Origin of the sequence: Pseudomonas sp. ADAK7, from assembly GCF_012935675.1 — a bacterium.
Classification (GTDB): domain Bacteria; phylum Pseudomonadota; class Gammaproteobacteria; order Pseudomonadales; family Pseudomonadaceae; genus Aquipseudomonas.
Map to the genome: position 1 here is coordinate 2,546,642 of NZ_CP052861.1, position 15,550 is coordinate 2,562,191.

Below are 15,550 nucleotides of genomic sequence, written 5' to 3' on the forward strand. Positions count from 1 at the left end.
TTACTTTGGCGCTCTTCCAAAGTGACTCGCCGTAAGGGCGAAACCATAAGTGGCCGTTACCGCAGAAATGGATATGTACACCATCAAAAATCCCGGTCGGCAATGAGGCCGCCTTCGCGGGCAAGCCTCGCTCCTACAAAAGCAAAGCCAAAGCCAAAGCCAAAAAAAATGCCCCAATCTCTCGACCAGGGCATTTCCATTCAACGCAACTTACATAAAAGCCTTAGTGCGAAACCGCCCCACTCGCCCCCAACCCAGTCTGCGAACGCACAAACTGAGGGAAGAACAACGCCCGCTCATTGTCAGCCGCCGTCGACTTATCAGTAATCGAGAAGAACCAGATCCCGATAAAGGCAATCGCCATCGAGAACAACGCTGGATACTCGTAAGGGAAGATCGCCTTCTCGTGATGCAGAATCTGCACCCAGATGGTCGGCCCAAGCACCATCAAGCCCACGGCGCTGATCAGGCCCAACCAACCACCAATCATCGCACCACGCGTGGTCAGCTTCTTCCAGTACATCGAAAGCAGCAGCACCGGGAAGTTACAGCTCGCCGCGATGGAGAACGCCAAGCCGACCATGAACGCGATGTTCTGGCTTTCGAACAGAATGCCCAAACCGATCGCCAACACACCCAGGCAAACGGTGGTGATTTTCGAAACGCGGATCTCGTCCTTGTCGTTGGCCTTGCCCTTCTTGATCACGCTGGCATACAGGTCATGAGATACCGCCGTAGCACCGGCCAACGTCAGACCGGCAACTACCGCCAGAATGGTCGCGAACGCTACTGCAGAGATGAAGCCCAGGAAGATACTGCCACCCACCGCGTTGGCCAGGTGCACCGCCGCCATGTTGTTGCCGCCCAACAGCGCGCCAGCCGCATCTTTAAACGCAGGGTTGGTGCTGACCAGCAAGATCGCGCCGAAGCCGATGATGAACGTCAGGATGTAGAAGTAGCCAATGAAGCCGGTTGCATACAGCACGCTCTTGCGAGCTTCTTTCGCGTCACTCACGGTGAAGAAGCGCATCAGGATGTGCGGCAGGCCAGCGGTACCGAACATCAGCGCCAGGCCCAAGGAGAACGCCGAGATCGGGTCTTTCACCAGGCCGCCCGGGCTCATGATCGCTTCACCTTTAGGGTGAACCTTGATCGCCTCGGAGAACAGCGCGCTGAAGTCGAAGTTGACGTGTTTCATGACCATCAGCGCCATGAACGAGGCACCGGACAGCAACAGCACAGCCTTGATGATCTGCACCCACGTGGTCGCCAGCATGCCGCCGAACAGCACGTACATGCACATCAGGATCCCGACCAGGATCACCGCAACGTAGTAGTCGAGACCGAACAGTAGCTGGATCAGCTTGCCGGCACCGACCATTTGCGCGATCAGGTAGAACGCCACCACCACCAGCGAACCGCAGGCGGACAGTGTGCGGATCTGGGTTTGCCCGAGGCGATAGGACGCCACGTCGGCAAAGGTGTATTTACCCAGATTACGCAGGCGCTCGGCGATCAGGAACAGAATGATCGGCCAGCCCACCAGGAAGCCGATCGAGTAGATCAGGCCGTCGTAGCCAGAGGTGAACACCAGGGCGGAAATACCCAGGAAGGACGCCGCCGACATGTAGTCACCGGCAATCGCCAGACCGTTCTGGAAACCGGTGATCTTGCCGCCGGCCGCATAGTAGTCGGCCGCCGAGTTGTTGCGCTTGGAGGCCCAGTAGGTGATGCACAGGGTCAAACCGACAAACGCCACGAACATCAGGATCGCGGACACGTTGAGTGGTTGTTTGTGCACTTCGCCGGTCAGGGCTTCAGCCGCCCAGGCGCCAGGTGCAAAGGCTGCGATGCTCAATAGAGCCATTAGACGCCGGATCATTGCTGAGCCTCCTTGAGAATCGCATTGTTCAGGTCGTCGAATTCGCCATTGGCGCGTCGTACGTAGATTGCAGTCAGGATAAAGGCCGAGAGAATCAGCCCGACACCAATCGGTATCCCCCAGGTAATCGAAGATTCAGGGCTGATTTTCGCCCCCAGAATATGCGGCCCGTAAGCAATCAAAAGGATGAATCCGGAGTAAAGCCCAAGCATGATCGCCGATAGAATCCAGGCGAACTTTTCTCGCTTACTAACCAGCTCCTTGAAGCGCGGGCTGTTTTGAATCGAGAGGTAAATGCTGTCGTTCATTGTTTTTATCCTCGCAGCACAGATTATTGTTAGAACGTAGCCACTTTATGCGGCTGCGGGACGGCTTCCAGACGACCTTAGTATTAGAACGACATGACGGTTTCGCCAATTTCTAGAACAAAATAATTAGCCTGCTTTGCATCTGTAGGAGCAAGGCTTGCCCGCGATGGCGTGCTCGGGATCGCCATCGCGGGCAAGCCTTGCTCCTACCGGAATGCAAAAAGCCCCTTGGCATAAATGCCAAGGGGCTCTGGAAGGTACTGACTAGACGCTTCGGACTAAATCACTTGGTCCATTCGGCAACGCGTTCCGGGTGTTTGGCCACCCAATCCTTGGCCGCGGCTTCAGGTTTGGCACCATCCTGAATCGCCAACATCACTTCGCCGATTTCGTCTTTCGAGGCCCATTGGAAGTTTTTCAGGAATTTCGCCACTTCCGGTGCTTTGGTCGCCAGCTCCTTGCTGCCGATGCTGTTTACGGTTTCAGCGGCGCCATACACGCCTTTCGGATCGTCGAGGAAGCGCAGTTTCCACTTGGCGAACATCCAGTGCGGCACCCAACCGGTGACAGCAATGGATTCGTTTTTCTTCTCGGCACGGGTCAGCTCGGCAATCATGCCGGCGCCGGAACTGGCCTTGAGGGTGTAGTTGCTCAGGCCGTAGTCCTTGATCGCCTGGTCAGTCTTGAGCATCACGCCCGAACCGGCGTCGATCCCGACGATGCGGCCCTTGAAGCTGTCATCGGTTTTCAGATCGTCGATGGTCTTGGCTTTCACGTATTCCGGCACGATCAGGCCGATTTTCGCGTCCTTGAAGTTCGGGCCGTAATCGACGACCTGATCCTTGTTCTTGGTCCAGTATTCGCCGTGGGTCACGGGCAGCCAGGCGGACAGCATGGCATCGAGTTTACCAGTGGCCACGCCTTGCCACATGATCCCGGTCGCGACGGCTTGCAGCTTCACGTCATAACCGAGTTTCTGCTTGATCACTTCGGCGGCCACGTGGGTGGTCGCGACGCTGTCGGACCAGCCGTCAACGTAACCGATGCTCAGGGTTTTGCTCTCGGCATTGGCGAATGTGGAGCCAATCGCAAGCACCAGAGCGGCACTCGCGCCTAAAAGTCGTCGCATCTTCATCGTTACTTCCCCGAAAGTGCTGCGCCCGACGGATGCCGAGCGGCGTCAACGTATTGTTATGGTGCACAGCGCCCCCATCACGCCTCACCGCAAAATCGCCAGAACGTCAGCGGAGTACTGACGCTTCGATAATCAACCTCACGACAATAGGGACCTGTGCTGCCAACGACCTCAAGGCATCGAGAAACGACATCAGAACGCCATTAATCGTGATCGCCGCAACCACCCCGCCCGATCCGCCCGAACTTTGCATGTCAAAATCATGCAGGCCACCAAGCCCGGGACAAATGCAGGTAACATGCGCGGCTTTGCTCCCAGACGGCCTGACCATGCCCGCGACATCACGCTTTCCTTTTTTCGCTTATGTTTTCGCCTGCCTGCTCGGGCTGTTTGCCCTTGGCGGTTTCTGGTACGGCCTCGGCAAACCGGTGATCCTGCCGGACGTGGCCAGCGCCACGCACAAGTTGCAATGCGCCTCCTACACCCCGTTCGACAAGGACCAGTCGCCGTTCGACCAGCCGTTCAAGTTGCGCCCCGAGCGCATGGACGCCGACCTCGCGCTGCTGTCCAAAAGCTTCGAATGCATTCGCACCTATTCCATGACCGGCCTCGACGCCTTGCCTGACCTGGCGCGCAAGCACGGCTTGAAGCTGATGATTGGCGCCTGGGTCAACAGCAACCCGGTGGACACGGCCAAGGAAGTCGACTTGCTGATCGCCTCGGCCAGCGCCAACCCGGACGTGGTGACGTCGGTGATCGTCGGTAACGAAGCGCTGCTGCGCAAAGAAGTCACCGGCGTGCAGTTGGCGAAGCTGATCAATCAGGTGAAAAGCCAGATCAAGCAGCCGGTCACTTACGCCGACGTCTGGGAATTCTGGCTCAAGCACCCGGAAATCGCCCCGGCGGTGGACTTCCTGACCATTCATTTGCTGCCGTACTGGGAAGATGACCCGTCGAACATCGACGCCGCCCTGCAACACGTGGCCGAGGTGCGCCAGGTGTTTGGCAACAAATTCGCGCCCAAGGATGTGATGATCGGCGAAACCGGCTGGCCGAGCGAAGGCCGCCAACGTGAAACCGCGCTGCCGAGCCGGGTCAACGAGGCCAAGTTCATTCGTGGGTTTGTGGCGATGGCTGAAGAACAAAACTGGCATTACAACCTGATCGAAGCCTTTGACCAGCCGTGGAAACGTGCCAGTGAAGGTGCCGTCGGCGGTTACTGGGGGCTGTTCGATGCTGATCGCCAGGACAAGGGCGTGCTCGCTGGACCGGTGTCGAACGTGCCGTATTGGTCGCAATGGCTGGTGGTTGGCGGTGTGATCTTCCTCGGCACGCTGCTGCTGGGCGGTCGGGTTCGCAGCACTCGCGCGGCGTTGGTGCTGCCACTGTTGGCGGCGCTGGCGGCCTGCTCGATCGGGGCCTGGGGCGATCTGGCGCGGGTCACCACGCGGTTTGCCAGTGAATGGCTGTGGGTCGGCTTGCTGACCGCTTTGAATCTGTTGGTGCTGGCCCATGCCGCGCTGACGCTGAGTGCTCGCAACGGCTGGCGTGGATGCGCCTTTAATCTGCTGGAGCGCCGAGCAGGCTGGCTGGTAGCCGCCGCCGGGTTTGCGGCGGCAGTGATGATGCTGGAGCTGGTGTTCGACCCGCGCTATCGCAGCTTTCCGAGTGTCGCGTTTATCCTGCCGGCGCTGGTGTACCTGTGCCGTCCGGTGAATGTGCCACGTCGGGAGATTGCGCTGCTGACCTTCATCATTGGTGCCGGCATTGCGCCGCAGCTGTTCCGTGAAGGGTTGCAGAACCAGCAGGCCTGGGGTTGGGCGCTGGTGAGTGTATTGATGGTGGCGGCGTTGTGGCGTTGTTTGCGGGTTCGCAAGGGCTGATCTTCAGCGTTGCTGCCGGCCTCTTCGCGGGCAAGCCTTGCTCCTACAGGGGTGTGTCGTTCACAAATGATGTGAACGACAACAATCCGTAGGAGCGAGGCTTGCCCGCGAAGACTATCTATCAGGCGCTACGAGAAGCCCGGACCAGACGCAAAGCCGCGATCACCACCGCAAACACCGCCAGCGTCGTGTTGTACAACGCCAACGCCGGGAACCCCAGCACCAGCGCCAACACCGCCAGCCACCACCCTGCCCGGCCCGGTACGACAAAACCGATCAGCGCCGCGGCCACTGCGCCCCAGCCCAAGACCTTGAAGTGAATCATCAGCCCAAGGTTCGAGCGAACCTGACATTCCCAGCGGCTCGCCTCGTCCACGCAGAGGCCGACCCATTGCGCATCCTCCATGAAGCCATAACGCGCGCCATAACTGGCGGCCAGCCATAAAGGCAGCAAAACAAGCAGCAGAATCACGGGCAGACGGCGGGACATGAAGCACTCCAATCAACGAAAACGGCGGCCAGCTTAAGCGTCCGGCGGCTTTGTGCAAGCCTTAACAACACTTAACTGGGCAGGCAATCACTGCAAAGTGTATCGTCCAGCTACTATTACCCCGAATTTAGGCCTGATTGGTGCCGATCCATGGCACTTTGGCGCAAACCCCGTGGTCATAGCCTGCGAACCTCAATCGGCACCTTTCCTCTAAGGGATTTAGTCATGCTCCGTTCCTTGCGCTTCGCCGCCCTGTTTGGCGGCCTTATTTTGAGTGCGTCCGCACTGGCGGTCGACATCGACGCCGCCAGCTATGGCTACCCCTTGACGAACCCGTTCGAGGCGACCATCGCCACGACGCCTCCGGAGTTGCGCCCGGAGTTGCCGGCCAACGAAGACATCAATCAGCAGGACCGCAGCGTGCGGTTGCGCCCGGAGCGTGAGTTCAGCCTGCCGGACAACTTCTGGCCGGTGAAGAAACTCACCTACCGTATTGCCACCCAGGATCACGCTGCCCCGCTGATTTTCCTGATCGCCGGTACCGGCGCGCGTTATGACAGCAGCCTCAACGAATACCTGAAGAAGCTTTACTACAAGGCCGGTTATCACGTGGTGCAGCTGTCGTCGCCGACCAGCTTCGACTTCATGAGCGCCGCATCACGCTTTGCCACGCCCGGTATCACCAAGGAAGACGCCGAAGACATGTACCGGGTGATGCAGGCCGTGCGGGCGCAAAACCCGAAGACGCCGGTCACCGAGTACTACCTGACCGGTTACAGCCTGGGCGCACTGGACGCGGCCTTCGTCGCGCACCTGGACGAAACCCGGCGCAGCTTCAACTTCAAGAAAGTCTTGCTGCTCAACCCGCCGGTCAACCTCTACACCTCGATCACCAACCTCGACAAGCTGGTACAGACCGAGGTCAAGGGCATCAACAACAGCACCACTTTCTATGAACTGGTGCTGAACAAACTGACCCGCTACTTCCAGCAAAAAGGCTACATCGACCTCAACGATGCCCTGCTCTACGACTTCCAGCAGTCCAAGCAGCACTTGAGCAACGAACAGATGGCCATGCTGATCGGCACTTCGTTCCGTTTCTCGGCAGCCGACATTGCCTTTACCTCGGACCTGATCAACCGTCGCGGCCTGATCACCCCTCCGAAGTACCCGATCACCGAAGGCACCAGCCTCACGCCGTTCCTCAAGCGTGCGCTGCAATGCGATTTCGACTGCTACATCACCGAGCAGGTTATCCCGATGTGGCGCGCCCGCACCGACGGCGGCAGCCTGCTGCAACTGATCGACCAGGTGAGTTTGTATGCCCTGAAGGACTACCTGCACGACAGCCCGAAAATCTCGGTCATGCACAACGCTGACGACGTGATTCTCGGCCCTGGCGACTTGGGCTTCCTGCGCCGGACCTTCGGCGATCGCTTGACCGTTTACCCATTGGGCGGCCATTGCGGCAACCTTAACTATCGCGTCAACAGCGACGCCATGCTGGAGTTCTTCCGTGGCTAAATATCTCCTGCTTATCGCAGCGTTACTCTGTGCAGGCGTCGCCAATGCCGACAACAGCAAAGCCAACGCACCGGTCGTGATCGACGGCGACGGCTTCAAGGAACCGCTGAGCAAACTCAAGTTCAACCCGGGCCTGGACCAGCGCGAATTCGAACGCTCGACGCTTAACGCGCTGAACGTCTACGACCCGCTGGAAGAGTGGAACCGTCGGGTCTACCACTTCAACTACCGCTTCGACCAATGGGTGTTCCTGCCCGTGGTCGATGGCTATCGCTACGTCACCCCAAGCTTCCTGCGCACGGGTGTGAGCAACTTCTTCAACAACCTCGGCGATGTGCCGAACCTGTTGAACAGCATGCTCCAGCTCAAGGGCCATCGCTCGTTGGAAACCACCGCGCGCCTGCTGCTCAACACCACCATCGGCGTTGCCGGCCTGTGGGACCCGGCCACCGCCATGGGCCTGCCGCGCCAGAGCGAAGACTTCGGCCAGACCCTGGGCTTCTACGGCGTCCCGGGCGGTGCCTACTTCGTCCTGCCGATCCTCGGGCCGTCCAACCTGCGCGACACCGCAGGCCTGGTGGTCGACTACACCGGCGAGTCGGCGGTCAACTTCCTGAACGTCTCCGAAGTCAGCTCCAACCACCCGGAAATCTGGGTCCTGCGCGGCGTCGACAAGCGCTACCAAAACAGCTTCCGCTATGGCCAGCTGAACTCACCGTTCGAGTACGAGAAAGTGCGTTACGTCTACACCGAGTCGCGCAAGTTGCAGATCGCCGAGTAACTTCAGCGGCAACAAAAAAAGGCCATTCGATGGAAGTCGAATGGCCTTTTTGCTTTCTGAAGATCGTTCCCATGTTCTGCGTGGGAATGCCTCAACGGACGCTCCGCGTTCGGCATCTGATGGCGAGCTGCATTCCCACGCGGAGCGTGGGAACGATCAATAACGGGTTTCAGCCTTTCACTGACTTCCAGATTTTGCTCGCGATCATAACGCCGGCCAACACCACCGCACCCGCCACAATCCCCGCCACCGCATTCAGCAACGTCGGCACGACAAACCCGGCGCCACCGGCACTGGCGCTGACGCTTTCAATCCAGTGATGCACCACCGGCACGCCATGGGTCAGGATCCCGCCGCCGACCAGGAACATCGCCGCCGTACCAATCACCGACAGGCTTTTCATCATGTACGGTGCCGCACGCAGGATCGCCCCGCCAATGCTTTTGGCCATCTGCCCTGGCTTTTGCGTGAGCCACAGGCCCAGGTCATCGAGTTTGACGATGCCCGCCACCAGACCATAGACGCCGATGGTCATGACGATGGCGATGCCGGACAACACGATCACTTGCTGGGTCAGCGAAGCATCGGCGACGGTGCCGAGGGTGATGGCGATGATTTCTGCCGAAAGGATGAAGTCAGTGCGAATCGCACCTTTGATCTTGTCCTGCTCGAACGCCACCAGATCGGTGGCCGGATCGGCCACGGCCTCGACCAGTTGCGCATGCTCGGCGTCATCTTCAGCCTTGCTGTGCAGGAACTTGTGGGCCAGCTTCTCGAAACCCTCGAAGCACAGGTAGGCACCGCCGACCATCAACAGCGGCGTGACCAGCCACGGAATGAACACGCTGATGGCCAATGCCGAGGGCACCAGGATCAGTTTGTTGAGAAACGAGCCCTTGGCCACGGCCCAGACCACCGGGATTTCCCGTTCGGCGCGCACGCCGCTGACTTGCTGGGCATTGAGCGCCAGGTCGTCGCCGAGCACGCCAGCGGTCTTCTTTGCGGCCATTTTGGTCATCAACGCCACGTCGTCGAGCACCGCGGCGATGTCGTCGATCAGCACCAGCAAACTGCTTCCTGCCATGAATCAGGTTTCCTTCGAGTAATGAATGCTGCGCAGCATAGCGCGGCCGAGCGCCGCACGGTGCATTCTTGAGCGCCGCGCGAGCCCGGTGCTACCATGCGCAACCGCCAGAACAGGCAAGGAACCCCCTGGTTTATGAGCACTATCCGCGAGCGCAACAAAGAACTGATCCTGCGTGCCGCCAGTGAAGAATTTGCCGACAAGGGCTTCGCTGCGACCAAAACCAGCGACATCGCGGCCAAGGCGGGATTGCCCAAGCCCAACGTCTACTACTATTTCAAATCCAAGGAAAACCTCTACCGCGAGGTCCTGGAAAGCATCATCGAGCCGATCCTGCAGGCCTCGACGCCGTTCAACGCCGACGGCGTGCCCGGTGAAGTGCTGAGCGGCTACATCCGCTCGAAGATCCGCATCTCCCGCGACCTGCCCTTCGCCTCCAAGGTGTTCGCCAGCGAAATCATGCACGGCGCGCCGCACCTGAGCGCCGATCTGGTTGAACGCCTCAACGGCCAGGCCAAGCACAACATCGACTGCATCCAGACCTGGATCGACCGCGGCCAGATCGCCCCGATCGATCCCAACCACCTGATGTTCAGCATCTGGGCCGCGACCCAGACGTACGCCGACTTCGACTGGCAGATTTCTGCAGTCACCGGCAAGACGAAGCTGGATGAGGCGGATTATGAAGCGGCGGCGCAGACGATTATTCGCCTGGTGCTCAAGGGGTGTGAGCCGGATCGTTAGATCCGGTCGTCAATCAGGAAAAGATCGCAGCCTTCGCAAGCCTGCGATCTTTTGCTTTTAAGCTTCGCTGCCCATCAACCAACGCAGCGCTTGCGGGAACGAAGTTCGCCAGTCATCCGGGAACGTGTGCCCTTCTTCGTGGGTACGGGATTTGACCTCGTTGCCGTCACTGAACAGCTTGCGGAAATCGCTGGCCATCTGCTGATTGCGCGGCCCTTCCATCTTGCCGTTGATTACAAACACCCGTTTGCCATGGGCCTTGCTCACGGTCGGGGTTGGCTGCATGCCGCCAGGCGACAGCAGCAGTGCGCCGGCGTAGTCATCCGGATGCTGCGCCAACAGCGCGCCGGCATGTTGCGAGCCTTGGGAGAAGCCCATCAGGTAAACATGCTTGCGGTCGATGCATTGCTGCGCCTCCAGTTCTTTCAAGCCGTTCTGCACCGCTTTATGGGTGCCTTCAAAGCCCGGACCGATCCAGCGGAAGCTGTCTACCGCATTGATCATCTCGGTGCCGTTGATGCCGAGAACGATCACGCCGGTGTCCGCGAGCGACTGATAATCATCGACCTCACCGTTGACCCCGTAACCATGCATCCAGACCAGCACCGGTCGGCACGCGGCGGGCACGGGAACACTGGCAGGAGGATTGAGCACCGAAATCGCGCCGACCTTGCCGGGGGCGATTTTCTGATAGCGCTGCTGGGCATTGGCCAACACGGTTTTGTAAGTGGCGGTCTGGCGCAGGTCGGAAAAGTCTTCGTCGCTGGCCAGCATCGGGCCGAACCACATGCCGCGATCATCGGCTTCCCTCAGGAAGCGCTGCGCCAGTTTGTCATCGCCGCGCCGGGCAAACAGCGCCGCCACCTGATAAGGCGCGAGCATTTGCTTGGGATCTTCACGGCTGGCCGCCAGGTAAACCGCGATGGCTTGCAAGGTGTCGGTTTCTTCGAGCGTTTCGGCCCTCGCCATCAGCTCATCGACGTCGTCGGCGTTGAGCAGCGCGGTGACCACCGGGCTGAGGGCCTGGAATGCGATGTCATCGGCGTCCAGCGGTTCGGCGGCGTGCAGAAAGGGTGTGCAGAGGGTCATGGCCGTGGCCAGGGTGATGCCAAGTAGCGTCTTCACGCAGATCTTCCTTGATACAAAAACGAGAGGGGCGGCAGTCTATCGACCCCGCCCCGCTTCGTCACCACTGCGCTGTTGGCGCTGTCGAATTACTTCAGATCAAGCGGTCACCCCGGCATCCGCCCGCAAGCCCTGCGCCTCGATCGCGCTGATCGCACACTGCTCGTCCACATCCGACAGATCGCCGCTGATGCCTACCGCACCCAGCACGTTGCCGTCCTGATCCCGAATCAACACACCGCCCGGTGCCGGCACCACGCTGCCCTGCCCCATGCTATTGAGCGCGGCAATAAAAGCCGGGCGTTGTTGGGCGTCCAGCGCCAGCAGGCGTGAGCCCTTGCCCAGGGCTATCGCGCCCCAGGCTTTGCCGATGGCGATTTGCGGGCGGAGCAGGCTGGCGCCGTCTTCCCGTTGCAAGGAGATCAAATGGCCGCCGGCATCCAACACCGCGATGGTCAGTGGTGCTGCGGATACTGCACGCCCTGCGGCGATGGCCTGGTTAGTCAGGTTGACTGCGTCTTTCAAGGTTAAAGCGCTCATGGTGCCGTCCTCATTTTGTTATAGGGAAAGCTGTTGGGCTGCGGTTTTGTGCCGCAGTCCGATTCAACAAATAGAACACAATAGATTATTTATTTGTATACAATAATTCTCGAAAAGCGCCACATGCGACGAAAAGCCACAGCAGAACCGGCTTCCGACGAATGAAACAGACGCTTGAGAAAATGGATTGACCTGCGCCGTCCGCCGTGAATACACTCTGCGCAAAGCCACTTGTATACAATTACAAAACGTAAGAGGCACCAAAACCATGAGCAAAATGAGAGCAATCGAAGCCGCCGTTCTGGTGATGCGCCGCGAAGGGGTTGATACCGCTTTTGGCATCCCGGGCGCCGCGATCAACCCGCTGTACTCCGCCTTGCAGAAGGTCGGTGGCATCGATCACGTCCTCGCTCGCCACGTGGAAGGCGCTTCGCACATGGCCGAGGGTTACACCCGTACCAAGGCCGGCAACATCGGCGTGTGCATCGGCACTTCCGGCCCTGCCGGGACCGACATGGTCACCGGGCTCTACAGCGCCTCGGCCGACTCGATCCCGATCCTGTGCATCACCGGTCAGGCACCGCGGGCGCGCATGCATAAGGAAGACTTCCAGGCGGTCGACATCACCGCCATCGTCAAGCCAGTGACCAAGTGGGCCACCACCGTCATGGAGCCGGGCCAGGTGCCGTACGCCTTCCAGAAAGCCTTCTACGAAATGCGCTCCGGCCGTCCAGGTCCTGTGCTGATCGACCTGCCGTTCGACGTGCAGATGGCCGAAATCGAATTCGACATCGACGCCTACCAGCCACTGCCGCTGGCCAAGCCCACCGCTAACCGGGTGCAAATCGAGAAGGCCCTGGCCATGCTCGACCAGGCCGAGCGTCCATTGCTGGTGGCCGGTGGCGGCATCATCAACGCCGACGCCAGCGAGTTGCTGGTGGAATTCGCCGAACTGACCGGTATTCCGGTGATCCCGACCCTGATGGGCTGGGGCACGATCCCGGACGATCACCCGTTGATGGTCGGCATGGTCGGCCTGCAAACCTCGCACCGCTACGGCAACGCGACGCTGCTCAAATCTGACGTGGTGCTGGGCGTCGGTAACCGTTGGGCCAACCGTCACACCGGTTCGATCGATGTCTACACCGAAGGCCGCAAATTCATTCACGTCGACATCGAGCCGACCCAGATCGGTCGTGTGTTCAACCCGGACCTGGGCATCGTTTCCGACGCCGCGGCCGCGCTGACCGTGTTCATCGAAGTCGCTCGCGAATGGCAAGCCGCCGGCAAGCTGAAAAACCGTAGCGCCTGGTTGCAAGACTGCCAGCAGCGCAAAGCCAGCCTGCAACGCAAGACCCACTTCGACAACGTGCCGGTCAAGCCGCAGCGCGTATACGAAGAGATGAACCAAGTGTTCGGCAAAGACACTTGCTATGTAAGTACCATCGGTCTGTCGCAGATTGCCGGCGCGCAGTTCCTGCACGTCTACAAGCCGCGTCACTGGATCAACTGCGGTCAGGCTGGCCCGTTGGGCTGGACCATTCCGGCGGCGCTGGGCGTGGTCAAGGCAGATCCGACGCGCAAGGTCGTGGCACTGTCCGGCGACTATGACTTCCAGTTCATGATCGAAGAATTGGCGGTGGGCGCGCAGTTCAAACTGCCGTACATCCACGTCGTGGTAAACAACTCGTACCTGGGGCTGATCCGTCAGGCCCAGCGCGGTTTCGACATGGACTACTGCGTGCAGCTGTCCTTCGATAACCTCAACGCTCCGGAGCTCAATGGTTACGGTGTCGATCACGTGGCGGTTGCCGAAGGCCTCGGCTGCAAGGCGCTGCGCGTATTCGAACCGGGTCAGATCCAGCCTGCCCTGCGCAAGGCCCAGGAACTGATTGAAGAGTTCAAGGTGCCGGTGATCGTCGAGATTATCCTGGAGCGCGTGACTAACATTTCCATGGGCACCGAGATCAACGCCGTCAACGAATTCGAAGACCTGGCGCTGGTCGGCAACGATGCGCCAACCGCGATTTCGTTGCTCGATTGATTTGGCTTTGATCGTTCCCACGCTCTGCGTGGGAATGCAGCCCGGGACGCTCTGCGTCCCAAAGCGGACGCAGAGCGTCCATAAAGGCATTCCCACGCAGAGCGTGGGAACGATCGGCCCTCACACATTTACGGGAGACCACCATGCCGCGTTTCGCAGCCAACCTGTCCATGCTGTTCACCGAACAGGATTTTCTTGCCCGTTTTGAAGCGGCCGCCAAGGCCGGTTTCAGTGGTGTCGAATACCTGTTCCCTTACGACTTCAGCTCCGCCGAGATCAAGGCCAAGCTTGACGCCAACGGTCTGACCCAAGTGTTGTTCAACCTGCCGGCCGGTGACTGGGCCAAGGGTGAACGCGGTATCGCGTGCCTGCCGGATCGGGTCGAAGAATTCCGCGCCGGGGTCGATCTGGCCATTGCCTATGCGCAAGTACTGGGCAACACCCAGGTCAATTGCCTGGCCGGTATCCGTCCACAAAACGTCGATGACGCCACCGTGGAAAAGACCTTCGTCAGCAACCTCAAGTACGCCGCCGACAAGCTGCAAGCGGTGGGCATCAAACTGGTGATGGAAGCAATCAATACCCGCGACATCCCGGGTTTCTACCTGAACAACACGGCGCAAGCCCTGTCGATTCGCGAACAGGTCGGCAGCGCCAACCTGTTCCTGCAATACGACATCTACCACATGCAAATCATGGAAGGCGACTTGGCTCGCACCCTGCAATCGCACCTGGGCGAAATCAACCACGTGCAGTTGGCGGACAACCCTGGGCGCAACGAACCGGGCACCGGTGAAATCAACTACCGCTTCCTGTTCGAACACCTGGACCGCATCGGTTATCAGGGCTGGGTCGGTTGCGAGTACAAGCCGCTGACCACCACGGAAGCGGGTTTGGGCTGGTTGAAGACTCATAACGCGATCTGATCGAACACCGCGACATTGTTCTTCGCGGGCAAGCCTCGCTCCTACAGGGGGCCGGGCTGTCTGTAGGAGCGAGGCTTGCCCGCGAAGGCGTCCTCGCTGACACCCCACGAATTTTGCGAACAGAGCAATAAAAACAAGAGGATTTTCTCATGGCTAAAATCGGATTTATCGGCACCGGCATCATGGGCCACCCAATGGCGTTGAACCTGCAGAAAGCCGGTCACAGCCTGTTCCTGTCGGCGCACCACGACGCCGCCCCGGCTGATCTGATTGCCGGTGGCGCCATCGCCCTGGCCAACCCGAAAGAAGTCGCCCAGGAAGCCGAATTCATCATCATCATGGTGCCGGATACCCCGCAGGTCGATGACGTGCTGTTCCGCGCCGATGGCATCGCCGCCGGTGTTGGCAAAGGCAAAGTCGTGATAGACATGAGCTCGATCTCGCCGACCGCCACCAAAGCCTTCGCCGCCAAGATCAACGAAAAAGGCGCGCAGTACCTCGACGCGCCAGTGTCCGGCGGCGAAGTCGGTGCCAAGGCTGCGAGCCTGAGCATCATGATCGGCGGCGATGCCAACGCCTTCGAACGCGCTCTGCCGCTGTTCCAGGCCATGGGCAAGAACATCACTCTGGTCGGTGGCAATGGCGATGGTCAAACCGCGAAAGTGGCGAACCAGATCATCGTGGCGCTGAACATCCAGGCTGTTGCCGAAGCGCTGTTGTTCGCGTCGAAAAACGGTGCCGACCCGGCCAAGGTCCGTGAAGCGCTGATGGGCGGTTTCGCTTCGTCGAAGATCCTCGAAGTGCACGGCGAGCGCATGATCAAAGGCACCTTCGACCCAGGCTTCCGCATCAGCCTGCACCAGAAGGACCTGAACCTGGCCCTGCAAGGCGCCAAGGAACTGAACATCAACCTGCCGAACACCGCCAACGCCCAGCAAGTGTTCAGCACCTGCGCGGCCATCGGCGGCAGCAACTGGGACCACTCGGCGCTGATCAAGGGCCTGGAACACATGGCCAATTTCTCGATTCGCGATAAAAAATAAGCCCTTTGCGGCACTGATCGTTCCCACGCTCTGCGTGGGAA

14 protein-coding genes are annotated in these 15,550 nt (G+C 59.7%); 7 read left to right on the plus strand and 7 right to left on the minus strand.

What is annotated here, in order from left to right; all coding sequences use genetic code 11:
* Positions 1–223 precede the first annotated feature (223 nt).
* The 3 genes from HKK53_RS11890 to HKK53_RS11900 form a co-directional block, all read right to left on the minus strand.
* Positions 224–1,882: a cation acetate symporter gene (locus HKK53_RS11890; protein WP_169370976.1), complete on the minus strand. Its 1,659-nt coding sequence runs from the start codon at positions 1,880–1,882 to the stop codon at positions 224–226.
* Entirely contained in the window at positions 1,879–2,190 is a 312-nt protein-coding gene (locus HKK53_RS11895) for a DUF485 domain-containing protein (RefSeq protein WP_008148580.1), read from the minus strand. Before HKK53_RS11895 ends, HKK53_RS11890 begins: the two co-directional genes overlap by 4 nt.
* A gap of 283 nt (positions 2,191–2,473) precedes the next feature.
* Positions 2,474–3,325 carry a glycine betaine ABC transporter substrate-binding protein gene (locus HKK53_RS11900; protein ID WP_169370977.1) on the minus strand — a complete coding sequence of 284 codons (852 nt, stop codon included), beginning with the start codon at positions 3,323–3,325 and terminating at the stop codon, positions 2,474–2,476.
* A 287-nt stretch (positions 3,326–3,612) separates the two neighbouring features.
* Between HKK53_RS11900 and HKK53_RS11905 the strand changes: the two genes are divergently transcribed.
* Complete coding sequence (locus HKK53_RS11905) at positions 3,613–5,208, plus strand: glycoside hydrolase family 17 protein (protein ID WP_169370978.1); 1,596 nt, start codon at positions 3,613–3,615, stop codon at positions 5,206–5,208.
* 121 nt (positions 5,209–5,329) lie between these two features.
* Here HKK53_RS11905 and HKK53_RS11910 read toward each other — a convergent pair whose 3' ends face one another.
* Complete coding sequence (locus tag HKK53_RS11910) at positions 5,330–5,698, minus strand: hypothetical protein (RefSeq protein WP_169370979.1); 369 nt, start codon at positions 5,696–5,698, stop codon at positions 5,330–5,332.
* A gap of 225 nt (positions 5,699–5,923) precedes the next feature.
* On the opposite strand from HKK53_RS11910, the gene HKK53_RS11915 reads away from it, so the two are divergent.
* Both HKK53_RS11915 and HKK53_RS11920 read left to right on the plus strand, forming a co-directional pair.
* On the plus strand, positions 5,924–7,222 hold the full coding sequence (locus HKK53_RS11915; protein ID WP_169370980.1) for a serine/threonine protein kinase: 1,299 nt from the start codon (positions 5,924–5,926) through the stop codon (positions 7,220–7,222).
* Positions 7,215–8,003, plus strand: a complete 789-nt coding sequence (locus HKK53_RS11920; protein WP_169370981.1) for an MlaA family lipoprotein — start codon at positions 7,215–7,217, stop codon at positions 8,001–8,003. Before HKK53_RS11915 ends, HKK53_RS11920 begins: the two co-directional genes overlap by 8 nt.
* Positions 8,004–8,172: 169 nt before the next feature.
* Here HKK53_RS11920 and HKK53_RS11925 read toward each other — a convergent pair whose 3' ends face one another.
* Positions 8,173–9,087 (minus strand): DUF808 domain-containing protein, encoded by a 915-nt coding sequence (locus HKK53_RS11925; protein WP_169370982.1) that lies wholly within the window; start codon positions 9,085–9,087, stop codon positions 8,173–8,175.
* A 135-nt stretch (positions 9,088–9,222) separates the two neighbouring features.
* Here HKK53_RS11925 and HKK53_RS11930 point away from each other — a divergent pair, with 135 nt between their 5' ends.
* Positions 9,223–9,831, plus strand: a complete 609-nt coding sequence (locus HKK53_RS11930; protein WP_133839085.1) for a TetR/AcrR family transcriptional regulator — start codon at positions 9,223–9,225, stop codon at positions 9,829–9,831.
* Positions 9,832–9,888: 57 nt separating this feature from the next.
* Here HKK53_RS11930 and HKK53_RS11935 read toward each other — a convergent pair whose 3' ends face one another.
* Both HKK53_RS11935 and HKK53_RS11940 read right to left on the minus strand, forming a co-directional pair.
* Positions 9,889–10,956, minus strand: a complete 1,068-nt coding sequence (locus HKK53_RS11935; RefSeq protein ID WP_169370983.1) for a hypothetical protein — start codon at positions 10,954–10,956, stop codon at positions 9,889–9,891.
* Positions 10,957–11,055: 99 nt separating this feature from the next.
* On the minus strand, positions 11,056–11,496 hold the full coding sequence (locus tag HKK53_RS11940; RefSeq protein WP_149656983.1) for a GlcG/HbpS family heme-binding protein: 441 nt from the start codon (positions 11,494–11,496) through the stop codon (positions 11,056–11,058).
* A 268-nt stretch (positions 11,497–11,764) separates the two neighbouring features.
* Here HKK53_RS11940 and gcl point away from each other — a divergent pair, with 268 nt between their 5' ends.
* The 3 genes from gcl (at position 11,765) to HKK53_RS11955 (ending at position 15,509) form a co-directional block, all read left to right on the plus strand.
* Positions 11,765–13,540: a glyoxylate carboligase gene (gcl, locus tag HKK53_RS11945; protein WP_010456878.1), complete on the plus strand. Its 1,776-nt coding sequence runs from the start codon at positions 11,765–11,767 to the stop codon at positions 13,538–13,540.
* A 143-nt stretch (positions 13,541–13,683) separates the two neighbouring features.
* The gene (gene hyi, locus HKK53_RS11950; protein ID WP_149656984.1) at positions 13,684–14,466 is read left to right on the plus strand and encodes a hydroxypyruvate isomerase; all 783 of its coding nucleotides are present in this window, start codon (positions 13,684–13,686) and stop codon (positions 14,464–14,466) included.
* 149 nt (positions 14,467–14,615) lie between these two features.
* Positions 14,616–15,509 carry a 2-hydroxy-3-oxopropionate reductase gene (locus HKK53_RS11955; RefSeq protein ID WP_169370984.1) on the plus strand — a complete coding sequence of 298 codons (894 nt, stop codon included), beginning with the start codon at positions 14,616–14,618 and terminating at the stop codon, positions 15,507–15,509.
* The last annotated feature ends 41 nt before the right edge of the window (positions 15,510–15,550 follow it).